The 20,467-nt window shown below is 36.3% G+C and carries 16 protein-coding genes, 1 pseudogene and 1 riboswitch; of the genes and pseudogenes, 11 read left to right on the forward strand and 6 right to left on the reverse strand.

Features of this window, described 5'->3' with window-relative positions; genetic code table 11:
* Nucleotides 1-103 precede the first annotated feature (103 nt).
* Nucleotides 104-201: riboswitch (SAM riboswitch) on the forward strand.
* A gap of 61 nt (nucleotides 202-262) precedes the next feature.
* The 4 genes from PYW36_RS00910 to PYW36_RS00925 all read left to right on the forward strand — a co-directional run bounded on the left by PYW36_RS00910 (nucleotide 263) and on the right by PYW36_RS00925 (nucleotide 4,002).
* Nucleotides 263-1,540 (forward strand): O-acetylhomoserine aminocarboxypropyltransferase/cysteine synthase family protein, encoded by a 1,278-nt coding sequence (locus PYW36_RS00910; protein WP_103159200.1) that lies wholly within the window; start codon nucleotides 263-265, stop codon nucleotides 1,538-1,540.
* Between the two features lie 16 nt (nucleotides 1,541-1,556).
* Nucleotides 1,557-1,709, forward strand: a complete 153-nt coding sequence (locus tag PYW36_RS00915; protein ID WP_157946068.1) for a hypothetical protein — start codon at nucleotides 1,557-1,559, stop codon at nucleotides 1,707-1,709.
* Between the two features lie 131 nt (nucleotides 1,710-1,840).
* Nucleotides 1,841-2,533 (forward strand): type 1 glutamine amidotransferase domain-containing protein, encoded by a 693-nt coding sequence (locus tag PYW36_RS00920; RefSeq protein ID WP_103159199.1) that lies wholly within the window; start codon nucleotides 1,841-1,843, stop codon nucleotides 2,531-2,533.
* 278 nt (nucleotides 2,534-2,811) lie between these two features.
* Nucleotides 2,812-4,002: an MFS transporter gene (locus PYW36_RS00925; RefSeq protein WP_103159198.1), complete on the forward strand. Its 1,191-nt coding sequence runs from the start codon at nucleotides 2,812-2,814 to the stop codon at nucleotides 4,000-4,002.
* An 18-nt stretch (nucleotides 4,003-4,020) separates the two neighbouring features.
* Here the strand turns inward: PYW36_RS00925 and PYW36_RS00930 are convergent, their stop codons facing one another.
* Nucleotides 4,021-5,034: an alpha/beta hydrolase gene (locus tag PYW36_RS00930; protein ID WP_103159197.1), complete on the reverse strand. Its 1,014-nt coding sequence runs from the start codon at nucleotides 5,032-5,034 to the stop codon at nucleotides 4,021-4,023.
* 201 nt (nucleotides 5,035-5,235) lie between these two features.
* Here PYW36_RS00930 and PYW36_RS00935 point away from each other — a divergent pair.
* Nucleotides 5,236-6,240 (forward strand): annotated as a pseudogene (locus tag PYW36_RS00935) (metal ABC transporter solute-binding protein, Zn/Mn family); the annotation flags it as partial.
* Between the two features lie 46 nt (nucleotides 6,241-6,286).
* Here PYW36_RS00935 and PYW36_RS00940 read toward each other — a convergent pair.
* The 3 genes from PYW36_RS00940 to PYW36_RS00950 form a co-directional block, all read right to left on the reverse strand.
* Nucleotides 6,287-7,180, reverse strand: a complete 894-nt coding sequence (locus PYW36_RS00940; RefSeq protein ID WP_103159195.1) for a fructose bisphosphate aldolase — start codon at nucleotides 7,178-7,180, stop codon at nucleotides 6,287-6,289.
* A gap of 297 nt (nucleotides 7,181-7,477) precedes the next feature.
* Nucleotides 7,478-8,671: a putative multidrug effflux MFS transporter TcaB gene (gene tcaB / locus PYW36_RS00945; RefSeq protein ID WP_103159194.1), complete on the reverse strand. Its 1,194-nt coding sequence runs from the start codon at nucleotides 8,669-8,671 to the stop codon at nucleotides 7,478-7,480.
* An 11-nt stretch (nucleotides 8,672-8,682) separates the two neighbouring features.
* Entirely contained in the window at nucleotides 8,683-9,234 is a 552-nt protein-coding gene (locus tag PYW36_RS00950; protein WP_103159193.1) for an isochorismatase family protein, read from the reverse strand.
* A gap of 269 nt (nucleotides 9,235-9,503) precedes the next feature.
* On the opposite strand from PYW36_RS00950, the gene PYW36_RS00955 reads away from it, so the two are divergent.
* The 3 genes from PYW36_RS00955 (at nucleotide 9,504) to PYW36_RS00965 (ending at nucleotide 12,477) form a co-directional block, all read left to right on the forward strand.
* Nucleotides 9,504-10,295, forward strand: coding sequence for an arylamine N-acetyltransferase family protein (locus PYW36_RS00955; RefSeq protein ID WP_103159192.1), 792 nt, complete (start codon nucleotides 9,504-9,506; stop codon nucleotides 10,293-10,295).
* Nucleotides 10,296-10,305: 10 nt separating this feature from the next.
* Nucleotides 10,306-10,866 (forward strand): TetR/AcrR family transcriptional regulator, encoded by a 561-nt coding sequence (locus PYW36_RS00960; RefSeq protein WP_103159191.1) that lies wholly within the window; start codon nucleotides 10,306-10,308, stop codon nucleotides 10,864-10,866.
* A 396-nt stretch (nucleotides 10,867-11,262) separates the two neighbouring features.
* The gene (locus PYW36_RS00965; RefSeq protein ID WP_308446701.1) at nucleotides 11,263-12,477 is read left to right on the forward strand and encodes a 3-hydroxyacyl-CoA dehydrogenase; all 1,215 of its coding nucleotides are present in this window, start codon (nucleotides 11,263-11,265) and stop codon (nucleotides 12,475-12,477) included.
* Nucleotides 12,478-12,577: 100 nt separating this feature from the next.
* On the opposite strand, the gene PYW36_RS00975 is transcribed toward PYW36_RS00965, so the two are convergent.
* Nucleotides 12,578-13,288: a hypothetical protein gene (locus tag PYW36_RS00975; protein WP_103159189.1), complete on the reverse strand. Its 711-nt coding sequence runs from the start codon at nucleotides 13,286-13,288 to the stop codon at nucleotides 12,578-12,580.
* A gap of 361 nt (nucleotides 13,289-13,649) precedes the next feature.
* Nucleotides 13,650-15,446 (reverse strand): acyltransferase family protein, encoded by a 1,797-nt coding sequence (locus PYW36_RS00980; protein WP_103159188.1) that lies wholly within the window; start codon nucleotides 15,444-15,446, stop codon nucleotides 13,650-13,652.
* Between the two features lie 423 nt (nucleotides 15,447-15,869).
* On the opposite strand from PYW36_RS00980, the gene PYW36_RS00985 reads away from it, so the two are divergent.
* Genes PYW36_RS00985 through PYW36_RS00995 form a run of 3 tightly spaced genes read left to right on the forward strand, consistent with a single transcriptional unit; the run spans nucleotide 15,870 to nucleotide 20,462 of the window.
* Complete coding sequence (locus tag PYW36_RS00985; RefSeq protein ID WP_103158939.1) at nucleotides 15,870-16,838, forward strand: hypothetical protein; 969 nt, start codon at nucleotides 15,870-15,872, stop codon at nucleotides 16,836-16,838.
* The gene (locus PYW36_RS00990; protein WP_229717305.1) at nucleotides 16,838-18,757 is read left to right on the forward strand and encodes an McrB family protein; all 1,920 of its coding nucleotides are present in this window, start codon (nucleotides 16,838-16,840) and stop codon (nucleotides 18,755-18,757) included. The genes PYW36_RS00985 and PYW36_RS00990 overlap by 1 nt, the downstream gene beginning before the upstream one ends.
* Nucleotides 18,741-20,462 (forward strand): DUF2357 domain-containing protein, encoded by a 1,722-nt coding sequence (locus PYW36_RS00995; protein ID WP_103158940.1) that lies wholly within the window; start codon nucleotides 18,741-18,743, stop codon nucleotides 20,460-20,462. The genes PYW36_RS00990 and PYW36_RS00995 overlap by 17 nt, the downstream gene beginning before the upstream one ends.
* Nucleotides 20,463-20,467: the final 5 nt, after the last annotated feature.

The raw sequence follows: 20,467 nt of genomic DNA on the forward strand, positions 1-20,467 counted from the left end.
TGTATAAATAGGAAATACTAGATATTATTAATCTTATTCAAGAAATCGGAATTCGTATTGACTTCTACATGAGTATGTTATACACTAAGTTTAATTTCATAATTACTTATCTAGATTGGTGGAGGGACAGGCCCTTTGAAACCAGGCAACCTATTCAGTTAGGTGCTAATTCCTGCAGGTGATGAACCTGAGAGATGAGTCTTAATGCGTAAAGTCTATCTTTCAAGGTAGGCTTTTTTTATTTATTTAAGGGGGAGTACTCATGACTCAAGACTATCGATTTGAAACGTTACAATTGCACGCCGGCCAAGAAGTGGACCAAACGACGAATTCACGCGCAGTTCCGATATATCAAACGACATCTTATAACTTCGACGATACGGAACACGCCGCACAATTATTTGGACTCGAAGAACTGGGCAATATTTATACACGTTTAATGAATCCAACAACAGCAGTATTAGAAGCACGTGTCGCAGAGCTAGAAGGGGGCGTAGCAGGCGTCGCTGTTGCGTCAGGTATGGCGGCGATTACATATGCCATCCAATCGGTTGCGCAGTCAGGAGACCATATTTTGGCGTGTGAAACCTTATACGGAGGCACACATACATTATTCACACATACGTTGTCAAAATTTGGCATTGACGTGACGTTCATAGACACACTTGATCCTCAAAATGTCGCAAAGGCGATTCAAGAGAATACGAAAGCTTTATTTATCGAAACCATTGGCAATCCTGAAGGAAATGTTGAAGATATTGAAGCGCTTGTGAAAGTGACAAAAGCCCACGGTATTCCACTCATCGTAGATAATACGTTTGCGACGCCTTACTTACTCCGTCCGATTGCGTATGGGGCGAATATAGTGGTGCATTCTGCGACAAAATTTATTGGTGGACATGGTACATCGATGGGAGGTGTCATTGTTGATGCGGGCAACTTCGATTGGACAAACGGAAAATTCCCAGGACTAAGTGAACCAGATCCGTCCTATCATGGTATCGTTTTTAGCGAGAAATTTGGAGATGCGGCATTAGCCTTTAAAATACGAACAACATTATTACGGGATACGGGGGCGGCACTGTCACCTTTCAATGCATTCCAACTGACACAAGGGTTAGAAACATTATCGCTACGTATGGAACGTCACGTCGAAAATGCTGAAAAAGTGGCCCATTATTTATCCAAACATCCGAAAGTCGCTTGGGTAAAATATGCGGGACTTCCTTCAAGTAGTTATTATGATTTGAAAAACAAATATTTACCTCGAGGGGCAAGTTCAGTATTTACATTTGGGGTTAAAGGCGGTTATGAAGCGGGGAAACAATTTATCGAAGCTTTAGATTTGTTTTCACTACTTGCGAATGTCGGGGATGCCAAGTCACTCGTCATTCATCCCGCATCAACCACACATCAACAATTAACCGAGGACGAACAATTAGCAGCAGGTATTGCGCCAGAAACGATTCGCTTATCCATAGGCTTAGAACATATCGATGATATTATCGATGATTTGGCCAAAGGCTTCGCTGCAATTTAACAAATGGGGGATTATGGTGACGATAACGATAGAAGAACATTTAAAACAATTGATTAATAAAAAAGAAGAATGGCAAACTTATGAACCGATTAACACAGCGGCAGAAATGATGAAAGATCAAAAATTACAAGAATATGAACGCGCAATTCAACGTCTTCAAACGCAATAATGAGGGGTAACGCATGGTGACCCCATCCCAAAATAGAGACGTACACGATAAATATGCAAACAAATGATTCGTAAGCATCCCAAAACTACTTTATAATAGATGAAAATCTTATAAAAAGTGGTGAAGGTGACATGAAAAAGATAATGATTGTCAATACAAGCCATACACATTTTGACGGCACAGATAAAACTACTGGCTTATGGTTAAGTGAACTCGTGCATTTTTACGATGAATTTCAAAATGATGAAAATTTCCAAGTTGACTTGTATAACATTAAAGGTGGGGAAACGCCTTTAGATCCTGTAAGTTTGATTCCAGGCATTTTAGATAAAGTGACAAAACGCTATTATGAAGACGAACGGTTTATGGCGCAATTGAAACTTACGCCAAGTATTGAAACCGCAGATCCCACGGCTTATGACGCGATTTATTTTACGGGTGGTCACGGTGTGATGTATGATTTCCCAGGAAATGAATATATCAATCAAGCCGTCAACACGATTTATGACAACGGCGGTATCGTTTCCTCCGTGTGTCATGGGGCGGCAGCATTATTAGAAGTAAAACGTCCGAACCACCGATTTTTCATTGATGGCAAGCGATTAACTGGGTTTTCCAATGCGGAAGAAGTCTTAGCCAATCGTAAAAGTATTGTGCCATTCGAGTTAGAATCTGAATTGAAAGTAAAAGGCGCGAAATATGAAAAATCAAAAGTGCCGATGAAAGGATTTATCCAAACAGATGATTCGTTAATTACAGGCCAAAATCCTGCTTCTGCGAAAAAAGTGGCTGAAGCGGTCAAAGCGGCATTAGCTTCAAAATAAATTTCGAGGATTCCTCGGGAAAACTGTCTACAAATTATTGATTTTGTAGACAGTTTTTTAATGCCCACGTTTTCTCTAGTAGGAGTTTCACTCGACCCATGATTGTTCTTCAATAGAGGCGCGATGAAAAGAAGAAACCTACACGTGTTGAGATTGACGAAGAGGATTTGTTGTGAAAAATATAGAAAGGTTTTTGAATAGCATTCCCGTGAGGGTTTATGTGAAAATAGAATAGCATTAATTCATCATTGGAATGATATTTTGAGAGGTGAGCATATATGAATCGGGTCCATTATCAATGGATTACCTTCGTATTATTTTTTACGGGGTTACTCGTCATGTTTAGCTTATATAGCACGATTACTACAGGTACTTTCATCGCACAAGATTTGTCAGTTCCTGTTTTTCAAGCGCCGTATGCGAGTATGGCATTTTCATTTGCGTTTGCCTTCGGATGTCTCGTTTATGGATTGTTATCAGACAAATTGGGGCGTAAACGTGTCATGATTTATGGCTTAATCGCACATACGATATTTACAGTCATTTCAGTATTTTCGACGACGTTTACCATGTTTGTCGTGCTTCGTGCTTGCCAAGGCTTGGCGGCTGCAGCTTATGCACCCATCATTATTGCGTACATTTCAGACGTATTCCCAGCTCAAAAACGTGTCACAGCAACGAGCTTTGTGACAATGGGCTTTTTATTTGCGGGAATATTTGGCCAAGTAGTGAGTGAAATGATTGCGAACGTTTATTCATGGCGCATGGTGTTTTTAATATTAGGCAATGCGTATGCGCTGCTCACAATCATCAATATTTGGTTGTTGCCGAATACGCCCCTACAATCGACCTCCGTGCAATTTAAAGATTTTGGGCGTAGTGTCGTCTCGGTTTTTCGAAAGCCAACCCTTCTCCTGTGCTATATTATCGCATTTTTCTTATTGATGACGTTTATTAATGTGTATGTCGTACTCGGAGAAAGTCTTTTAGGAAAAAACAGCCAGGGCATGCAAACAATTGCTGCGGTCAGCAAATTTTTCGGCGTCGGGGGCATTTTAGTTTCCTTAACCGCAGGCAAATTGTCCGAACATTATTCTGTATCGAAAGTTCTCACGGGGGCGCTTGGACTTACCGTTTTGGCCATCGTACTTATGGCGGTCAATACGAGTCTCCTCGGCGCAATTTTGCTGAGTGTGCTCTTCGGTTTAGGCATTGGTTTGGCACTGCCGACCCTGATTTCTAAAGTCGTGCAATCTGTCGATGTGAACAAAGGATTTTATACGACATTGAATACGTTTGTTATTTTCTTTGGAACAGCGGTAGCACCGGTGACTTTAGGCTGGGTTCAGCAACAGCCTTCATGGTCTATGCAATTTTTAATGCTTGCGGGTCTTATCAGTATCGCATTCATTGCGTCAATCATAATATTAATCAGAGATCGACAAAAAAAGGGTCCGCCTGTGTCATAAAGACAGGCGGATCCTTTTTTATGCTAAATGTTGTTTGAGAAAACGGATTAGGGCGTCAAAGTTGATTTTGGATTCATATAAAGACATATCAAATTGATACTCGTGCTGAAGTGGACTTTCGTGAAATGTGCCTTCAACAGGGACACCATTGCGTTCCATCGTCTCAATAAATTGGAGTGCTTGATCTTCAAAAGAACGATGCTTGGCGTCCGTCAAATAACTTGGAGGAAATTGTGCGTTCATATTAAGGGTCACACTGGCCTCCATCGTTTTCGGGCTGACACGCCAATGTCTGTCATCAAAATAAGCCCAAGCCAGTCGACTAAATAATTGATTGGCCATCGGATCATCAGTACGATCCATACGTTGCGTATTTAAGAGGGACGAATAAAAGACAGCTGCTTTTATCGTTGAAGGGTCCACCGTTTGCATAAACGACGTCGTTTGGCGATAGGCTTCGTTCACTTGAATATTAATAAACTGACCAATAATTTGTCCCCCAGCAGAATCTCCTCCAAAAGCAACACGGGACATGTCCGCTTTATAGGCCTGGGCATTTTGGTGAACCGCTTGAACGGCTTTTTCTAAACTATAAATCGGTTCAGGATAACGCGCCTCTGGAACGAGGGCATAGTTAATATTGACCACGGTATACCCTTGTGCGGCAATCAGCTCCATATAAGGTGTGAGGTCAGATTTATCCCCGCTCATATAGCCACCACCATGCACCCAAAATAAAATTGGATAACCTTCTTTATCCCCTATAGGCATAAAAATATCCATTTGACCGGTGCTTTCTGTAGCATCATACACGATGTCGTGTAGCGCAGTGACTTTCTCTTTAATATTTGTATAATGCGGATCGTTTTGCATCGTTTGTTTTAAATAATCTTTATGTTGTGGTTGATTAAACAATAGTTTTGAAAGAAACACACCTGGCATCGGTGTCAGTTGATTTAAAGTATATAAAGATGCGGCTGTGGCAGCGGCAGTACCGAATGCCACTTTCGCGATGTGATTGAGATGTTTCATCTTGTTGCCTCCTTGTCATGAAAAAATAATTTATTATTATCCCATAATATCTTGGAATGATTGCGACTACTGTCATTTTACTATGTGAATGTCGTTTGAAAAAGCAAAGTGGTCATAAAAAACTATTGCAAGCACCCCCACCTTACTGTATAATTTTAAATCGTAATAATTACTATTTAAACAGAAGGAGATTGCGCTAATATGAAGAAACGTTTTTTAGCTTTTTTAACTATCGCATTCGTAAGTATTCTTTTAGTCGCATGTGGCCAATCTGATTCTGATTCTGGAAAAAAATCATCTTCAAGTGACAAACTCCAAGTGAAAACAACAGTGTTTCCAGTCGAATCATTTATTAAACAAATTGGCGGCAAACATGTCGATGTCGAATCCATTTATCCAAAGGGCACAGATTTACATAGCTATGAACCTTCACAAAAGGATATTTTAGACGCGAGTAAATCAGATTTATTTGTTTATACAGGGGATAATTTAGATCCAGTCGCTAAAAAAGTGGCGGGAGCGATTAAAGAGGACGATAAAAAATTGTCACTCGAATCACATTTGAATAAGAGCGAATTATTGAAAGAAGAGCATGAACACGAACATGAGGGCGAAGATCACGACCACGAGCACGGAGAAAAAGCGCACGATCACGAAGCGGACCACGATGAGCATGAACATCATCACCATGGCATGTATGATCCACATGTATGGTTGGATCCGAAAATGAATGAAACAATGGTTAAAGCCATACGCGATGAATTAAGTAAAAAAGACCCAAGTCATAAAGCAGAATATAAGAAAAACGCAGATGAATTGTTAAAAGAACTTGATGGCATCGATAAAGATATGAAAAAAGCGACAGAAGGACATCAAGGGGATACACTTTATGTTTCACATGAATCTTTAGGCTACTTGGCCAAACATTACGGATTTAAGCAACAAGGTGTTCAAAATATGAACGCAGAAGATCCATCCCAAAAAGAACTGACAGATATCGTGAAAGCGATTAAAGATTCGAATACAAAATACATTTTATACGAAGAAAATGTATCCAATAAAGTGACAGACACGATTCGCCAAGAAACAGACGCACAACCTTTGAAATTTAACAATATGGAATCCGTGTCTAAATCACAAAGTCAAGATGCGACATATCAATCTTTAATGAAAGAAAATATTAAAAACATTGAAAAAGCGCTCAACAAATAAACTAAAGCCACACTCCAAAGGCGGGGTGTGGCTTTTCATATTATTGAACTTTGTTGACAGAAGCGTCATAAATAGAATCAATCGTTTCACCAAGAATTTTATCAAACTCTTCATCAGATTGACTGACACGTAAATCGTTAATCAGTGCACGAGAGAAACTTGCGATTAAGCCGTTATTTGTTTTTAACACTTCATTGGCATGTTCACGGCTATAACCTCCAGATAATGCGACGACACGCACCACGTTTGGATGATTGATTAATGATTCATATTGATTTTTGTTCGTCGGAATCGTTAATTTTAACATTACGAGAGCATCTTCAGGAAGGGCATCTAAATGTTTTTGAATAACCTCACTTAAGTAAGCCTCTATCTCCGCTTTATCTGTCGCATCAATATTAACCTCAGGTTCAATAATGGGTACTAAGCCTTTTGCGATAATTTGTTGAGCGACTTCAAATTGTTGGTCAATCACTTGATTGATGCCATCTTTATTAAACTCTAAAATGTTAGAGCGCATTTTAGTACCGAAAATTTTATGCTCAGTGGCACGGTCTAATAATGATTCTAATTCAGGCATCGGCTTCATGAGTTGAACGCCATCTTTTTGTTCTGCAAGTCCTTTATCTATTTTCAAGAAAGGAACAATCCCTTTGTTCGCAAGATAGTCGCCTGTATGTTGTCCTTCAACTTCGCGATCCATCGTTTGTTCAAAAAGAATCGCACCAATCACTTTATCAGAAGTAAAAGAAGGAGAAGTTACGATACGCGTACGCATTTCATGAACAAGATTGAACATTTCATCATCATTACGATATTGATCTTCATTGACACCATAACCACTTAATGCTTTAGGGGTACTCCCGCCACTTTGGTCTAGCGCAGCAATAAAACCTTTACCATTTTTAATCTTCTCTAATTGTTGTGTATTCATAGTTTCACTCCTCGTAAAAATATCGTACACCTACAGTATGCCTAAAACATGAGTTACGTTCAAATAATTCATGCTTTTTCAAAATTTTCTCGTCAGTGTCGCTTTTTAATATAATTCCACACAGCAGCAAAAGGCGACTGGGTGGATGCAGCGAAGCAAGAATTTGAATCGGTACAAAAAGCACTTGAAGCGATTAAATAAAGATGAAACCACCCGGTAAGAAAGGTAATCTTAAAAGTTAGACTAAAATCTACCTTTAAAGGATTCATTACCTCTCTAAAACGGGTGGTTATATATTTACAGATGTGCTTTTTTTAAATGTCGTATGTGCACGGCATGAAGGATAAAAATCAAGATTAACGTAATGATAAGTACAATAAGATATGGAATAAAACTCCGTTCTCCCATGAGTCCGACAAGAGGCGTTGTTGCGGCTCCGACAAAATATTGAAGCAAGCCTACTAAACTTGAGGCACTCCCCACGGCTTTTTTCTGACCATCCATGGCGATAGAGAAACCTAAGGTCGCCACCCCTGATACGGAGGCCACAATGAGAAAGAAACCTGGAATAAGAAACCATAACGATGCGTGATTTAAGAGGGACACAATTACGATGATTGCCCCAATCAATTGAATCACGCTAAAACTTCTAAATAATTTGAACGCATTCATTTTTTTGACAAGACGTGCCGTCAATTGTGCGGTAAAGATGAGGCCAAGCCCTGTAAATGCAAAAATATAACTATAGGTTTGTGGTGTTAAATGGTAAATATTTTGCAAAATAAAGGGTGAAGCGGCCATATAACTAAAAAACAACGCAAAAGTTAAACTTTGGATTAAAATTGGTAAGATAAACGTTTGACGTTGGATTAATTGACGAAAGTCTTGGAAAACTGGCTTAAATCCTGCGTCACTTCGGTATTCCTTTGCCAAACTTTCGTCCACTTTAAAGAGCACACCGATAAACATTAATGTACTGAGAACCGCTAAGATGTAAAAAATGATGTGGTAGCTCATATGATCAGTCAACACTCCGCCAATCATTGGGGCGAAGACAGGTGCTGCACCATTGACAAGCATGAGTAACGCAAGGAATTGTGTTAATTCATTACCTTTATATTTATCGCTGGCAATCGCTCTTGAGAGGACAATGCCAGCTCCTCCAGCAATCCCCTGTATGAATCGCGCAGCAATCAGCAGTTCAACATGAGTTGCGAGTGCACACACGATGGAAAAGACAATATAGAGGATTAAACTGACAATCAAAGGTCGTTTTCGCCCCGTTTGGTCTGAAACGACACCGAATATAATATTACCTAAAGCCAGCCCGAACATAAAAAAGGTAAGGGTAAGTTGCGTTTGCGTGGTGGACGTATGCAAGGCATCGGCCACTTGGGGTAGGGCAGGTAAATACATATCAATGGAGAGTGGACCAAAAGCAGCGAGCCCTGCCATTACTAAAATGAATATAAAACTTGGTTTTTGTTTCATCTTAGGCTCCCTTATTGTAAGAGGTCATCTGTCGTTGTAATCTTGCCCATTAATGGGAATGAATAGTTTAAAGAAAACTCATGTAATTCAGCTTTAGGTGCAGCCATCATATCACTGACAAAATATTGTTCATAACCGTGTTGATACGCATCACGTGCAGTCGTATCTACGCCCATATGCGTCGAAATCCCACCGAGAATAATCGTGTCAATGCCACGGCGGCGCAATTGTAAATCTAAGTCTGTTCCGAAAAACGCACTGAAACCACGTTTGTTGACGATAAAGTCACGGTCTGTAATATTAAAACGTTCAGGAAACTCAGAAAAGTCTTTGCCTGGTTTTCCAGGTAACGCTTGTTCTGCAAGACGTGGACTTAAAGCATCTTTGCCATCGTGAAAATTCACACGAACAAAGGCGATAAAACCATCGTTTTCTCTAAACTTTTGAATCATTTTTTCCGCATTGCTCAATACCGTTTCTGTAGAATTCGGTGCTGTCTCCATAGAAACAATGCCTTTTTGTAAATCAATTAATACTAATGCCGTTTTTTTATAATTAATCATCATTATAACTCCTTTATATTCAATATCATGTTCCTATTATACATGCCGAATTTCATAAAGTTCTATGGATGTGCCTACAAGCGTGATGCAATAAATGAGAGTCTAGAAGCTTATATTTTTCTAAAAGTTGATAATAAAAAGATAAAGCGTAGTTATAAACGGAATCATGCCAGAAAAACATTCGGAATGCATTCCGTTTGAAAGGGGAGATATTTCGTATTACCATATTCATGTAGAAAATGTAGTTTAAAAGAAATGGAGTGAACGCTATGGATATTCAAGGATTAGAACGTTATTTAAATATAGATACAACACGTTTTCAAGCGCCTACAAAAGAAACATTAAATCATGATGTAGAGCGCTTCATGCGTACCGTTCCATTTGAAAATATTGATGTACAAAATGGTATTCCAATTTCTGTGGAGGTTAACGACCTTTATCATAAAGTCGTTGAGCGTCAGCGTGGGGGATTTTGTTACGAACTAAATACGCTCTTTAAAACGTATTTAATCGAAAAAGGGTTTGAGGTCTTTAATGTATCAGCAACCATCCATACCCCAGGCGGAGGACGTAGCCAACCCGACTCTCACATGTCCACAATTGTCGTGATCGATGGAACACATTACATTGCAGATGTCGGTTTCGGTGATCTACCTCTACAAGCAATACCGTTGACAGAGGATGCAGAACATAATGTTGTTCAAGATGTCACAGGAACATTTAGAGCGGTGTTTATCGATGAAGCGCACAAACAATTTGAAGTTCAAAAATGGGAAAACGACGCATGGGATACAAAATATGAGTCCGATATTTCTCCACGCACGATTGATATGTTTGAGGACAACATCAAATACAATCAAACAAATCCGAATTCTGTTTTTGTGAAACGCTTAGTCATAACAATGCCGACTGAAAAAGGACGTGCCACAATGTCACAAAATCACCTTACATTAACAGAAAAAGATGAAAAACGTAAAATAGACGTCACATCAGACAATTATCGTCAACTTTTAAAAACGTATTTTAACTTAGATGTTGAGATTCAACGTCTAGAAATATAAGGAGGCCCTCATGCCAGAAAACAAACAGCGTAGTGACGCACGTCAAAATAAAGCGCGCATACTCGGGACCGTCAATCAATTATCACAACAAGGCGTTGACATTTCAGAAATGAAAATGACAGAAATTGCCAAACAAGCAAATGTTGGGGTCGGCACATTGTACCGTCATTTTGAAAATAAAGCTGTCCTCTGTATCGCTATGATGGATGCCCAAGTGGAAACGATGTTTGATGAAATTCAACATTTTTTAGCTACACACGCTACTGCCACGGCTTACGAACGGGTAAAAGGGATTCTCCAAATTTATGTTGATCTCAAAGAAACACACTTTCACACGTTATCTTTTATTGAAAAGTCGATTAACCGTTCGATTTCAATCGTACAAATCCCATTTTATCAACAATTGGCCGAGACGATTAGTGAACAACTGGATGAAACAGAACAAAGCCATTTTAAAACACATTTGTTGTTGAATTGCTTTTCAAATGAATTTTATTATTTTGCCAAAAATGATTTGAAATTGTCTAAAGAAGCCTATATTCAACAAGTCTTAGATGTGATATTAAAATAGTATAGTCAAAATTTAAGTAACAATGAGAACTAAGAACACTTATTAAATGAATGTGTATGAACAATGGTTTTGCTAAGTCCCATTTTAAGGTTGGCCGTTTATGAAAAATCAATGAAACAAGGGATTCTATAATGGTGACAGTCGTTTAAATATTAGTGATTTAGTGATTACAAGGTTTTACTAAGCGCATATCTACTATATAAGTTTAAACAATGCCACGAAATAAGAAGAGTTTTCCAAATTAAACAGTTGCGAGTGGAAATCTCTTCTTTTGATTTTCAAAGGTATATTAATTACACTTATGTTGTGAATAAATTGTGACACCCCATAAAAATAACACCTCATGATTTTGTTAATTTTTAGATGTCATAATAAAGTTATTTACTAAAATTATTTCTGAAGGGTAGTGTAGAGATGAATATTAAAAATGTAGTTGTCGCTGGTGGCGGTGTATTAGGTAGCCAAATCGCTTTTCAGGCTGCGTATTCAGGTTTTAACGTTTCAATTTATGATGTGAATGAAAAAGGGCTTGAAGCGGCAAAAGACCGTTTAGAAAAATTAGTACCGCGTTATATTAAAGATTTAGATGCGCCAGAAGACAAATTAAAAGCAACCGTTAAAAGCATCCAAACTTCAACAAATTTAAAAGAAATTGTCGCAGATGCGGACTTAGTGATTGAAGCCATTACTGAAAAATTATCAATAAAACAATCATTTTATAAAGAACTTGGAGAAGTTGCGCCAGAAAAAACAATTTTCGCAACAAACTCTTCAACATTATTACCAAGTGATTTTAAAGATGCGACAGGACGTACAGATCGTTTCTTAGCGTTACACTTTGCGAACGAAATTTGGTTAAATAATGTCGGCGAAATTATGGCGACTAAAGACACAGATCGTGCTGTATTTGATGAAGTTGTTGAATATGCAGGAGCAATGGGCTTACACCCAGTGCCAATTAAAAAAGAACATGCAGGTTACGTTCAAAATTCACTTCTTGTGCCATTCTTCCACGTGGCTGAAGAAATGTATGCGAATGAAGAAGAAACACCACAAGAAATTGATAAAATTTGGATGAACGCTATACATATGAACGTGGGTCCATTCGGTGCGATTGACGTCGTTGGTTTAAATACAAATACTGCGATCGTACAAGCAGAATATGAAAAAGACGGCACACCTTGGAAAAAAGCGTACGTTGACAAAAATAACGTCAAAATCGAAAATGGTGAACTTGGTAAAGCAACAGGTAAAGGATTCTACACATATCCAAACCCTGAATATAAAACTTGGGATATTCCTGTAGGCGAAAAACCATCTGACGAACATTTACAACAAGCCGTCGCGAATGACAACAATGGCGTGTTATCTAAATTGTTATTGTCTTTATTCAAAGCCGCTGAAGATTTATACGTTAACGAAATTGCAGAATACGATGTCATTGATACCACTTGGCATATCAACTCACGTTCACCTATTGGACCATTCGAAATGATGGATGCGATAGGTATTGATAAAGTCATTGAAATTCATGAAAAATACGACAACAACATTGATCAAGACGTGATGAAATTTTTAGAATCACGTCGTGGCAAAACATTTTATTCTTAAAAATGTGTGAATAAAATTAAGCGCGCTCATCTTCAAATAGATGGGCGCGCTTTTTTATGGAACACTTATATAAAATGCGTTGATACGCTCATTTCATCTCTTATTTGTTGTTAAAGTATTCCGTAATTTTATCTTTAATATCTTGTAATTTGCTGTTTACTTTATCGAGTTCACGTTGCATTTCATCGCTATTGCCATTTTGGCGTTCATTTTCCGCATTTTGTAAGTTGTCTGCGGTTTTGTTATAGTCATTGACTACTTTTTCGGCTTGTTGACTGTTTGCGCTATTTTTTAAATTCGCGATTTCTTGTTTGAGCGCATCGATTTTACTTTGGGTATCAGACTGGTTATTTTCAATACTTTTTTTCGCTTCTTCAACTTGTTGTTGGAGTTGATCATTTTTTTGTTGAACCACTTGGGAATCGTTTGGATTCGTTTGTTCCGACTGTGGTTCAGTGTTAGACGTTTGTTCCGAATCGTTGGCCCCCGTACAAGCTTTGACGATAAAAGCGACGAGCGCAATGGCCACGATAAAGAGGAGGACCATTAACCATTTGTTTTTGCGTTTGGAAGATTCAATTTCTTGTTGTTGATATTGTTCGCGGCGATAGTCTCTTTCATTGTAATCATTAGCGCGACGCTGAGGACGGATGAGAATACCACCGAAGACCTCATGTTGTTGATGATCGGTTAACGTATTAATATTTAAATCGGTATTCAATTGATTAAATTTGTCGTAAGCAATAATCGTCCCATCATCTAAAATCTTTTCAATTCTTGGATAATCCCGATTGCGATCTTGACGTTTCACAGTAATTCCTCCTCTTTGACTCGGTTGATATGCATCTCACTTTGATAAAAAAATAATGTAATAACAACGTATTTTAGTTTATATTTATCCTACCATATAACCCTTTTGGATACCAAATGGGGTGGGATATAAAATGTTATTTGTTTGATTGTTCCATAAAGCCTCGCTTTTCTAGTCGCCTCAGAAGTCTCGGCTTAGGAACCAATCAAATTTGCTATATTAAATCACACCTCAAAGCTATAAAATCTGTCTCATTTATACTGATTTAAGTTGTAATAAAATAGCCATCAAAACTTATCCTGTTGATAAATTTTGACGGCTTCTAAATTATAGGCGACCGTAGTATCCTATCCTTAGCACATTATTTGTCATGTTCATGTTGTTTTTTCAGTTCATCAATAATCAGTTTGCTTAATGCTTTTTGTCCCGCATATTCTAAGTGAACACCGTCATACGCAAAGTATTCAGGATGCCCCCCAGAAGCTTTATGCCAATCAATCAGATGCACATTTTTATGTTTATCAGCGGCTTTTTTCAAGCTATCATTGACGTTTTGTTCATAATCACGAGGCACACGAACATTCACGAAATAAATGTTGGCATCGCCTAAATCGTCAATAATTTGATTCACTTGGTCTTCGGTAAAGGCTCCGTTTGTACCTAACTGCATCACCACATCTTTTTTCGGTTTCGCAAAGCTTTGATATTGCGAAGTGATGAGAGCGTTCGCTTCGGATAATTGGCGACCCACTTTACCATCAATTGTGGCATTTGGTACCTCTTTTTGGAAAACATTACCGATATCTACCATGACCGAATCCCCAATTAACAGTGGCGAAAGTTGCTTGGCGTCCACTTTAGAAGATTCTGGTGTAGGGGTCGGTTCTGCTTTAGGTTTTTTCGCCGTTTGATTTTGGAATTCCGTTTGTTTTTGATCACTATGTGCTTTACCTAAAGCATCAAACTGCCCACTCAAAAAGAGGAGCGAAGGAATTGCCAAAATTACGACGAGCGCTAAGCGTACAAAGTGCTGAACGTGTGTCGGTTTGAACGAAAACGCACGGAATCCTTTTTTACGGATGGGATTTTCAATGAAGCGATACGATAATTCGGCAAACAGAAACATTAGCACAATATCAATGACATACACATAACTTGGAATTTGTCCTGCGACAAAATGGCGATGTAAAAGGACAATGACCGGATAATGCCATAAATACAAGCTGTATGAGCGTTTACCGATAGCGACGAATAGCGGATTACCCATGAATTTTGCGAAGAATCCAGAAGGGTGCACCACACTGGCAATCGTAAACAACGTCACAAACGAGATTAAATAAAAACCACCATGATAAATCCATTTGTCATGTTCACTCACATTGAAAATAAAATAAGCGACAAGTGCGAAACTCAAAACGCCAATCACGTCGACAAACAGGCGTAATCGATGGGCGACATTGACTTTTAATCGGAAGGGCGGCCACACAAGCGCAAGCATCGCCCCTAACAATAAGGTTTGAAGGCGGGTATCCGTTCCGAAATACACACGCGCAGTACTACTTGTCACACTCGATAAATAAATCATTAACGCTAATGAAATTAATGAAACAATAAAAAATATGATAAACGTATACTGTCTTTTTCTAAACTTGAATATCATATAAAGAATAAATGGGAAAAACAAATAAAATTGTTCCTCAATCGCAAGCGACCACAAATGTTTTAACGGTGCGATCGAAAATTGGTTGAAATAATCGACATCTTGCGCGATATACCACCAGTTCGACACATAGAAAATGGCCGCAATGGCATCCTTTTTCAAAGCGAGTATAATACTCGGCTCAAAAATAAGCGTATACGTCAATACCACTGCCAACATAAATAACACGGCAGGGATTAAACGCTTCACACGGCGTAGCCAGAAAGCAGGTAAATCGATCTTCCCTGTTTTGTCATACTCCGTAATCAATAACGAAGTAATTAAAAACCCAGAAATCACGAAAAACGTATCTACACCAAGAAAACCACCTGGCAACCATTGAGGATTCAAGTGAAAAATAATAATTGCGATGACGGCAATCGCTCTAAAACCGTCGAGACCAGGAAGATAACGTTGCGCATGAACAGGTTTTGTTCTTTTTAATTCCTTTTGTGTCATTCATAACATCCTTAAACTCATAGAATTAGACATCGATGACATGTCATCAATACGAATCATATGTATATCGATGCAAAAGGTCACCCACGTACTTCATTTCGCAAAGTACGGGCAACCTGTCTTACTCAATTATTATATCTTAATAATAGGAACATATGAATAATATATATGACTTTTACCATTTGTACAAATAGAAGGGGAGAGAAAAGGGGGGGAAATTGATACAAACTATTATGATTTTGATAATCACCGTTTTAGAAAGAGAACATTAAATATAAGACTTAAAATTTCTAAAAATATTTGACTGAAAATTCCTTTAATTATGATATATTTGATGTAGTCAATAGATATTTAAGATTCATTTATATAGATGAGTTTCGTATAGATAACCGCATAAATAAAATGGGGAGCAGGGGGATGAAATTGGATAGAAATAAAACCATTCGAGAGCTTTTTAAGCTACAAAGTAATGAGAAAAAAGTTGAAATTATAAAAGAGTATGAATTAACTATAAGAGGTTTCTCTAATATTGAAGTACATAATATTAATAGTAATAGCGAAATGTATATTGTAAGTGAGGCTTCAAATAAACAAAATATTGAAAGAATACAAAAATACATTAAAAGTAAATTAAGAATTGAAGATGATCTCTCTAATCTTTTGGATAAAGACTTAATTATTGAACGCTACGGTGACGATTTCACAAAGCTTTTGACAATTTTTGAAAAAGATCAATACGGGGACCTTTCAAATTACATAATTAACAAATTAAGCGAAAAACATAATAATACAAGCATTCAAAAAGAGGCGCCAAGCAATGGAAAAGAGAAGTTAAATTCATCAGAACATGAAGATAAATTAAAAAAGTTAAGAAAAATTATCAGTGATTTAGAAACAACAGTAAGTGAAAAAGACAGTAAGATAAATAGTCTTTTGTTTGAAAGAAAAACATTGAATTCAAGAATAGAAGAGCTTGAAAAACTATATTACCAATCCAAAAAATCATGGCAAACCATGAAAACTTCTTTAGATGAAGAAGAAAGAGTAAACAGTGAACTTAACAAAAAGAATGATGAATTAAATCTGCAAATCGCAGAGCTAAAGAGCGAAAAAAATAAGATTATACACCAATACGCGGAAGCAAGTACAAAATATCAATTTCATTTGTTGGGAATTCCTCAATTTTGGATTGACGATCATAAAAATAGTAAAGTCTATCAGCCGACGGAAGTTGATTATTTTATAGAGGAATTTCATAAAAAACCTAGAGATATATTTATTGTATTTAGAAGCGGCATTGCACTCTATGATTTCAGACGGTTAAAAAAGCTAAGAGGTATGAAGTTTATTTCATCATTTGAAGAGTTTAAAGATATAAAGGGGGACTTCTAGTGATTAAGGAAAATTGGGAAAATGTCGATATGATAGGGGTATTAGCAACTAAAGAAGAATTGCAAAGAGTGTATGGGAAAGAAAATATATTTGTGAATAATACCGATAGAATTCAATTCTACATTAAATTACTTTCTATGCCGTATGACTATCCAAGTTCAGATAATCGTTCAAAATATATCGCTTGTTACCAAACGAACCTCACACAAATTGAAGATAATTTTTATGCAAGTGATGAAGAAAGAGTTGAAAATTTTTATAACGAAATCAGTAATAAATTATTAAGATTGAACGTGCAAAAGAAAGTCGACTATGATATTAACCAAAAAGTATATTACAACGGCTACGTAAAAGAAATCATTTATGCCAACGACAAAATGCTAAACGAGGGATCCTTGAATCCTATCCCCATTTTTAACAAACATAATTCAGTTACAAATGTGGAAGAATTTGAAAAATTATTAGCCTCTGGGAAAGTGGTTGGTGACTTACAGAATGTATCAATTGAAAAAGAAGATTACCCTCAATTTGTCATTTATAACGATATTATCGATGATTATGAGGATCGATTTTATGTGTATGGAAATGTAAAATCATTCGAATACATTGAAAATGCAGGATTTAAATATGATTTTGAAAATGAGATTAAAAAATATGAAATTGAAGATGTTGATTTCAATGAAATGTTAGTGACTGATAATAATATTGGGTTTATTACAAATGATTTAATTAGAAAATTTGAAGAGAATATTGATGCAAAAGAAGTCGTAGCGCCTGTTATTAAAAAAATGGTCGAGGACAACCATCAAAATGTCAAAAAAGAAAAAGAGTTCTTAGAACATTTATTTAAGAAACTGGAAAGTGAAAACTTACTTTACGATAAAAAAGATATAATTAACTTTCACGTTTCAATGAAAACGTCAAAACTTGTCATTCTATCTGGGATGAGTGGTACAGGAAAGTCGAAATTAATTAAGTCTTATGCGGCTGCCTTAGGCTTAAAGGATAATTTTAAGTTTATACCCGTAAGTCCGAGTTGGAACGATGATTCAGACTTAATTGGATATGTAGATACGATTAACAATATTTATAGACCAGATGATAATGGCTTAATTGAAACGCTAATTCAAGCGAGTGATAACCCCGATAAACTCTATATCGTATGTTTTGATGAGATGAATTTATCGAGAGTAGAACATTACTTTTCTAAATTTTTATCCATCCTTGAAGGAGATATCGGTAGTCGACAATTACAACTCTATAATAAAGAAATGGGCGGTAAATTGTATAATTCTACTAAATACCGATATGAAATAAAGATTGGTAAAAATGTAAGATTTGTAGGCACTGTTAATATCGATGATACAACACATCATTTTTCGAACAAAGTGCTAGATCGTTCAGACTTAATTTCATTAGATGTTATGCCGATTAAAGAATTAATAGAATTAAGTAAAAAAGAAAAAAGAAAAGTCCTTGAAGATGACTCATATGAAAAAGAATTTATTGAATATTTTTGTAAGGAGTCTAGCGAAATCAATTTGTCCCAAGATAATGCGGAATTTCTTCAAGAATTACATAATGAGCTCGTGAAAGTGAATCCTCAAATTGGCATAGGACCACGCGTCGTGAAACATATCGATTACTATTTGAAGAATATCCCTAATGAATCTGAAGTCTTAAGTGATGACATAGGTTTTGATTTTCAACTTTCACAAAGAGTGCTCTCCAAGGTCAGAGGATCACGTGAAGAATTGACGGATTTAGTGGGACTCTATGATGCTGATAATGATGAAGTTGTGAATTCTAAAATCATTGATTTGATGGATAAGTTTTCATCTATTTCAGATTTCACGAATGCGAGAAGTTTAATTCGAAACAAAGCGAAGGAATTGAAGATTAATGGATACACATTCTAAGGTCGCTATTGTCATTGGAAACGATAATAATCATGAAACTTTAAAACCTTTAAAATTCTTTGATAGTCTACAAAGTATAGACTTTAACCGTGACATTTCTCGCATAAAAGAATATACCCATTTTAAGTTGCGTATTAATGGGAAAGAATCGATTAAGGTTTATTCAGATTTGTTCGAGTTATATGATGACCCCAAAATTCAAGTTGATGAAGATAACCGAAATTATATGGGTAATGGTGAAATAGATATTGTGGATAGCGACATTGCTAACAATCTTGTACCTGGATATTATCTTTTAACATTAAAAGAAGAAGATTATAAATATGCGGTTATCGAGATTGTTCCAAAAGACGTGAGTAACGTTGAATGGAAAACAATATATCAAGATGTGAATAATTATATTAAAGGCTTATCAAATTCTTTATATCATAAAAATAATTCAAGTATTTCTCCAACAGTGAGAAATAACAATATTGTGGAGAAGATAGACTACTTAGAAGTGAATTTCACTCATATTATTTTTGCTTTGAAAAATATATATGATTCACCAAGGTATCAAGTTCAGAAAAGATATGCTTGGCGACCGATTTATACACAACCTAAAGTAGATAAAAATACTTTGAAATATCGTTCAAAAAGACCAGATAAAACAGAGGAGCTCTATTCTTATAATAAAGAGTTAAATTATAATCTAAAGGAAAATATATGGTTGAAAAAAGTACTGAAATTTCTCCAATATGAGCTAGTTGAAATTAAAGATTACTTAAATTTGGCAGAAGAAATTCATCTTGGACATAAAACTTCAAGATATAGTAGTGATGTGCTTATTGCAACGAAATCATTAGAAAATATTTGGACAATTAGAGAAAACATCAATCGCATTCAGCATATGTTGCAGATGATTATAGAGTCAGAATGGTATCAAAACATTGAAAATAAAAGCCATGCTTCTATCACACATTCAGCATTAATGGATAATAAATACAATATTATTTATAAATGGTATTCTGAGTTCAATAAGTCATCTTTAGAATTTGTATTTTCTCAAAAAGTGAAAAATTGTTGGAAAAGAACAGATGAACTTTATGAAATATGGTGTTTTATCAATGTATTAGAGTTATTGATAAGAAATGATTTTGACCCGATAGATGGATGGATTTTTGACGATTACTCTTATAATGATTTGCCTGATAATACCGTCATCACACTCAACAAAAATGATATAAGATTAAAGTTGCACTTTAACTCCATTATCAAGAGTGAAAGAAGTCAAACGACTAAAGAACATCCATTATATACAGGGGATAAGAAAAATAAACCGGATATACGTATAGATATTCATGTAAATAATATATATATTAAAAGTATACCGATGGATGTAAAATATCGAAAATTAAAAAATATTACTAAAAAAGAAAAAGGATCTTTAGAACAACTGTTGGCTTATTGGGCTCATCCCAAATCCAATTTACATTTAGAAGGGGCTAAGGTATTTAGAAGAAGAAATCATAGAATTATTTCAAAAGTCGCCGTCCTATATCCTAAAGATCACTCAAATAACAATAAAACAGATAAATTAGCAATAGATCATAACTTACATTTTTTTGAATTTAGTCCTAGCTATAAAGATGAGGATTTTACAAATATGATTAATGAAGAAATAGATGAAGCTTATGAAATTTATGAAGATATATATGGTTTCTAAGGGGA

Source organism: Staphylococcus chromogenes (genome assembly GCF_029024625.1).
Taxonomy (GTDB): domain Bacteria; phylum Bacillota; class Bacilli; order Staphylococcales; family Staphylococcaceae; genus Staphylococcus; species Staphylococcus chromogenes.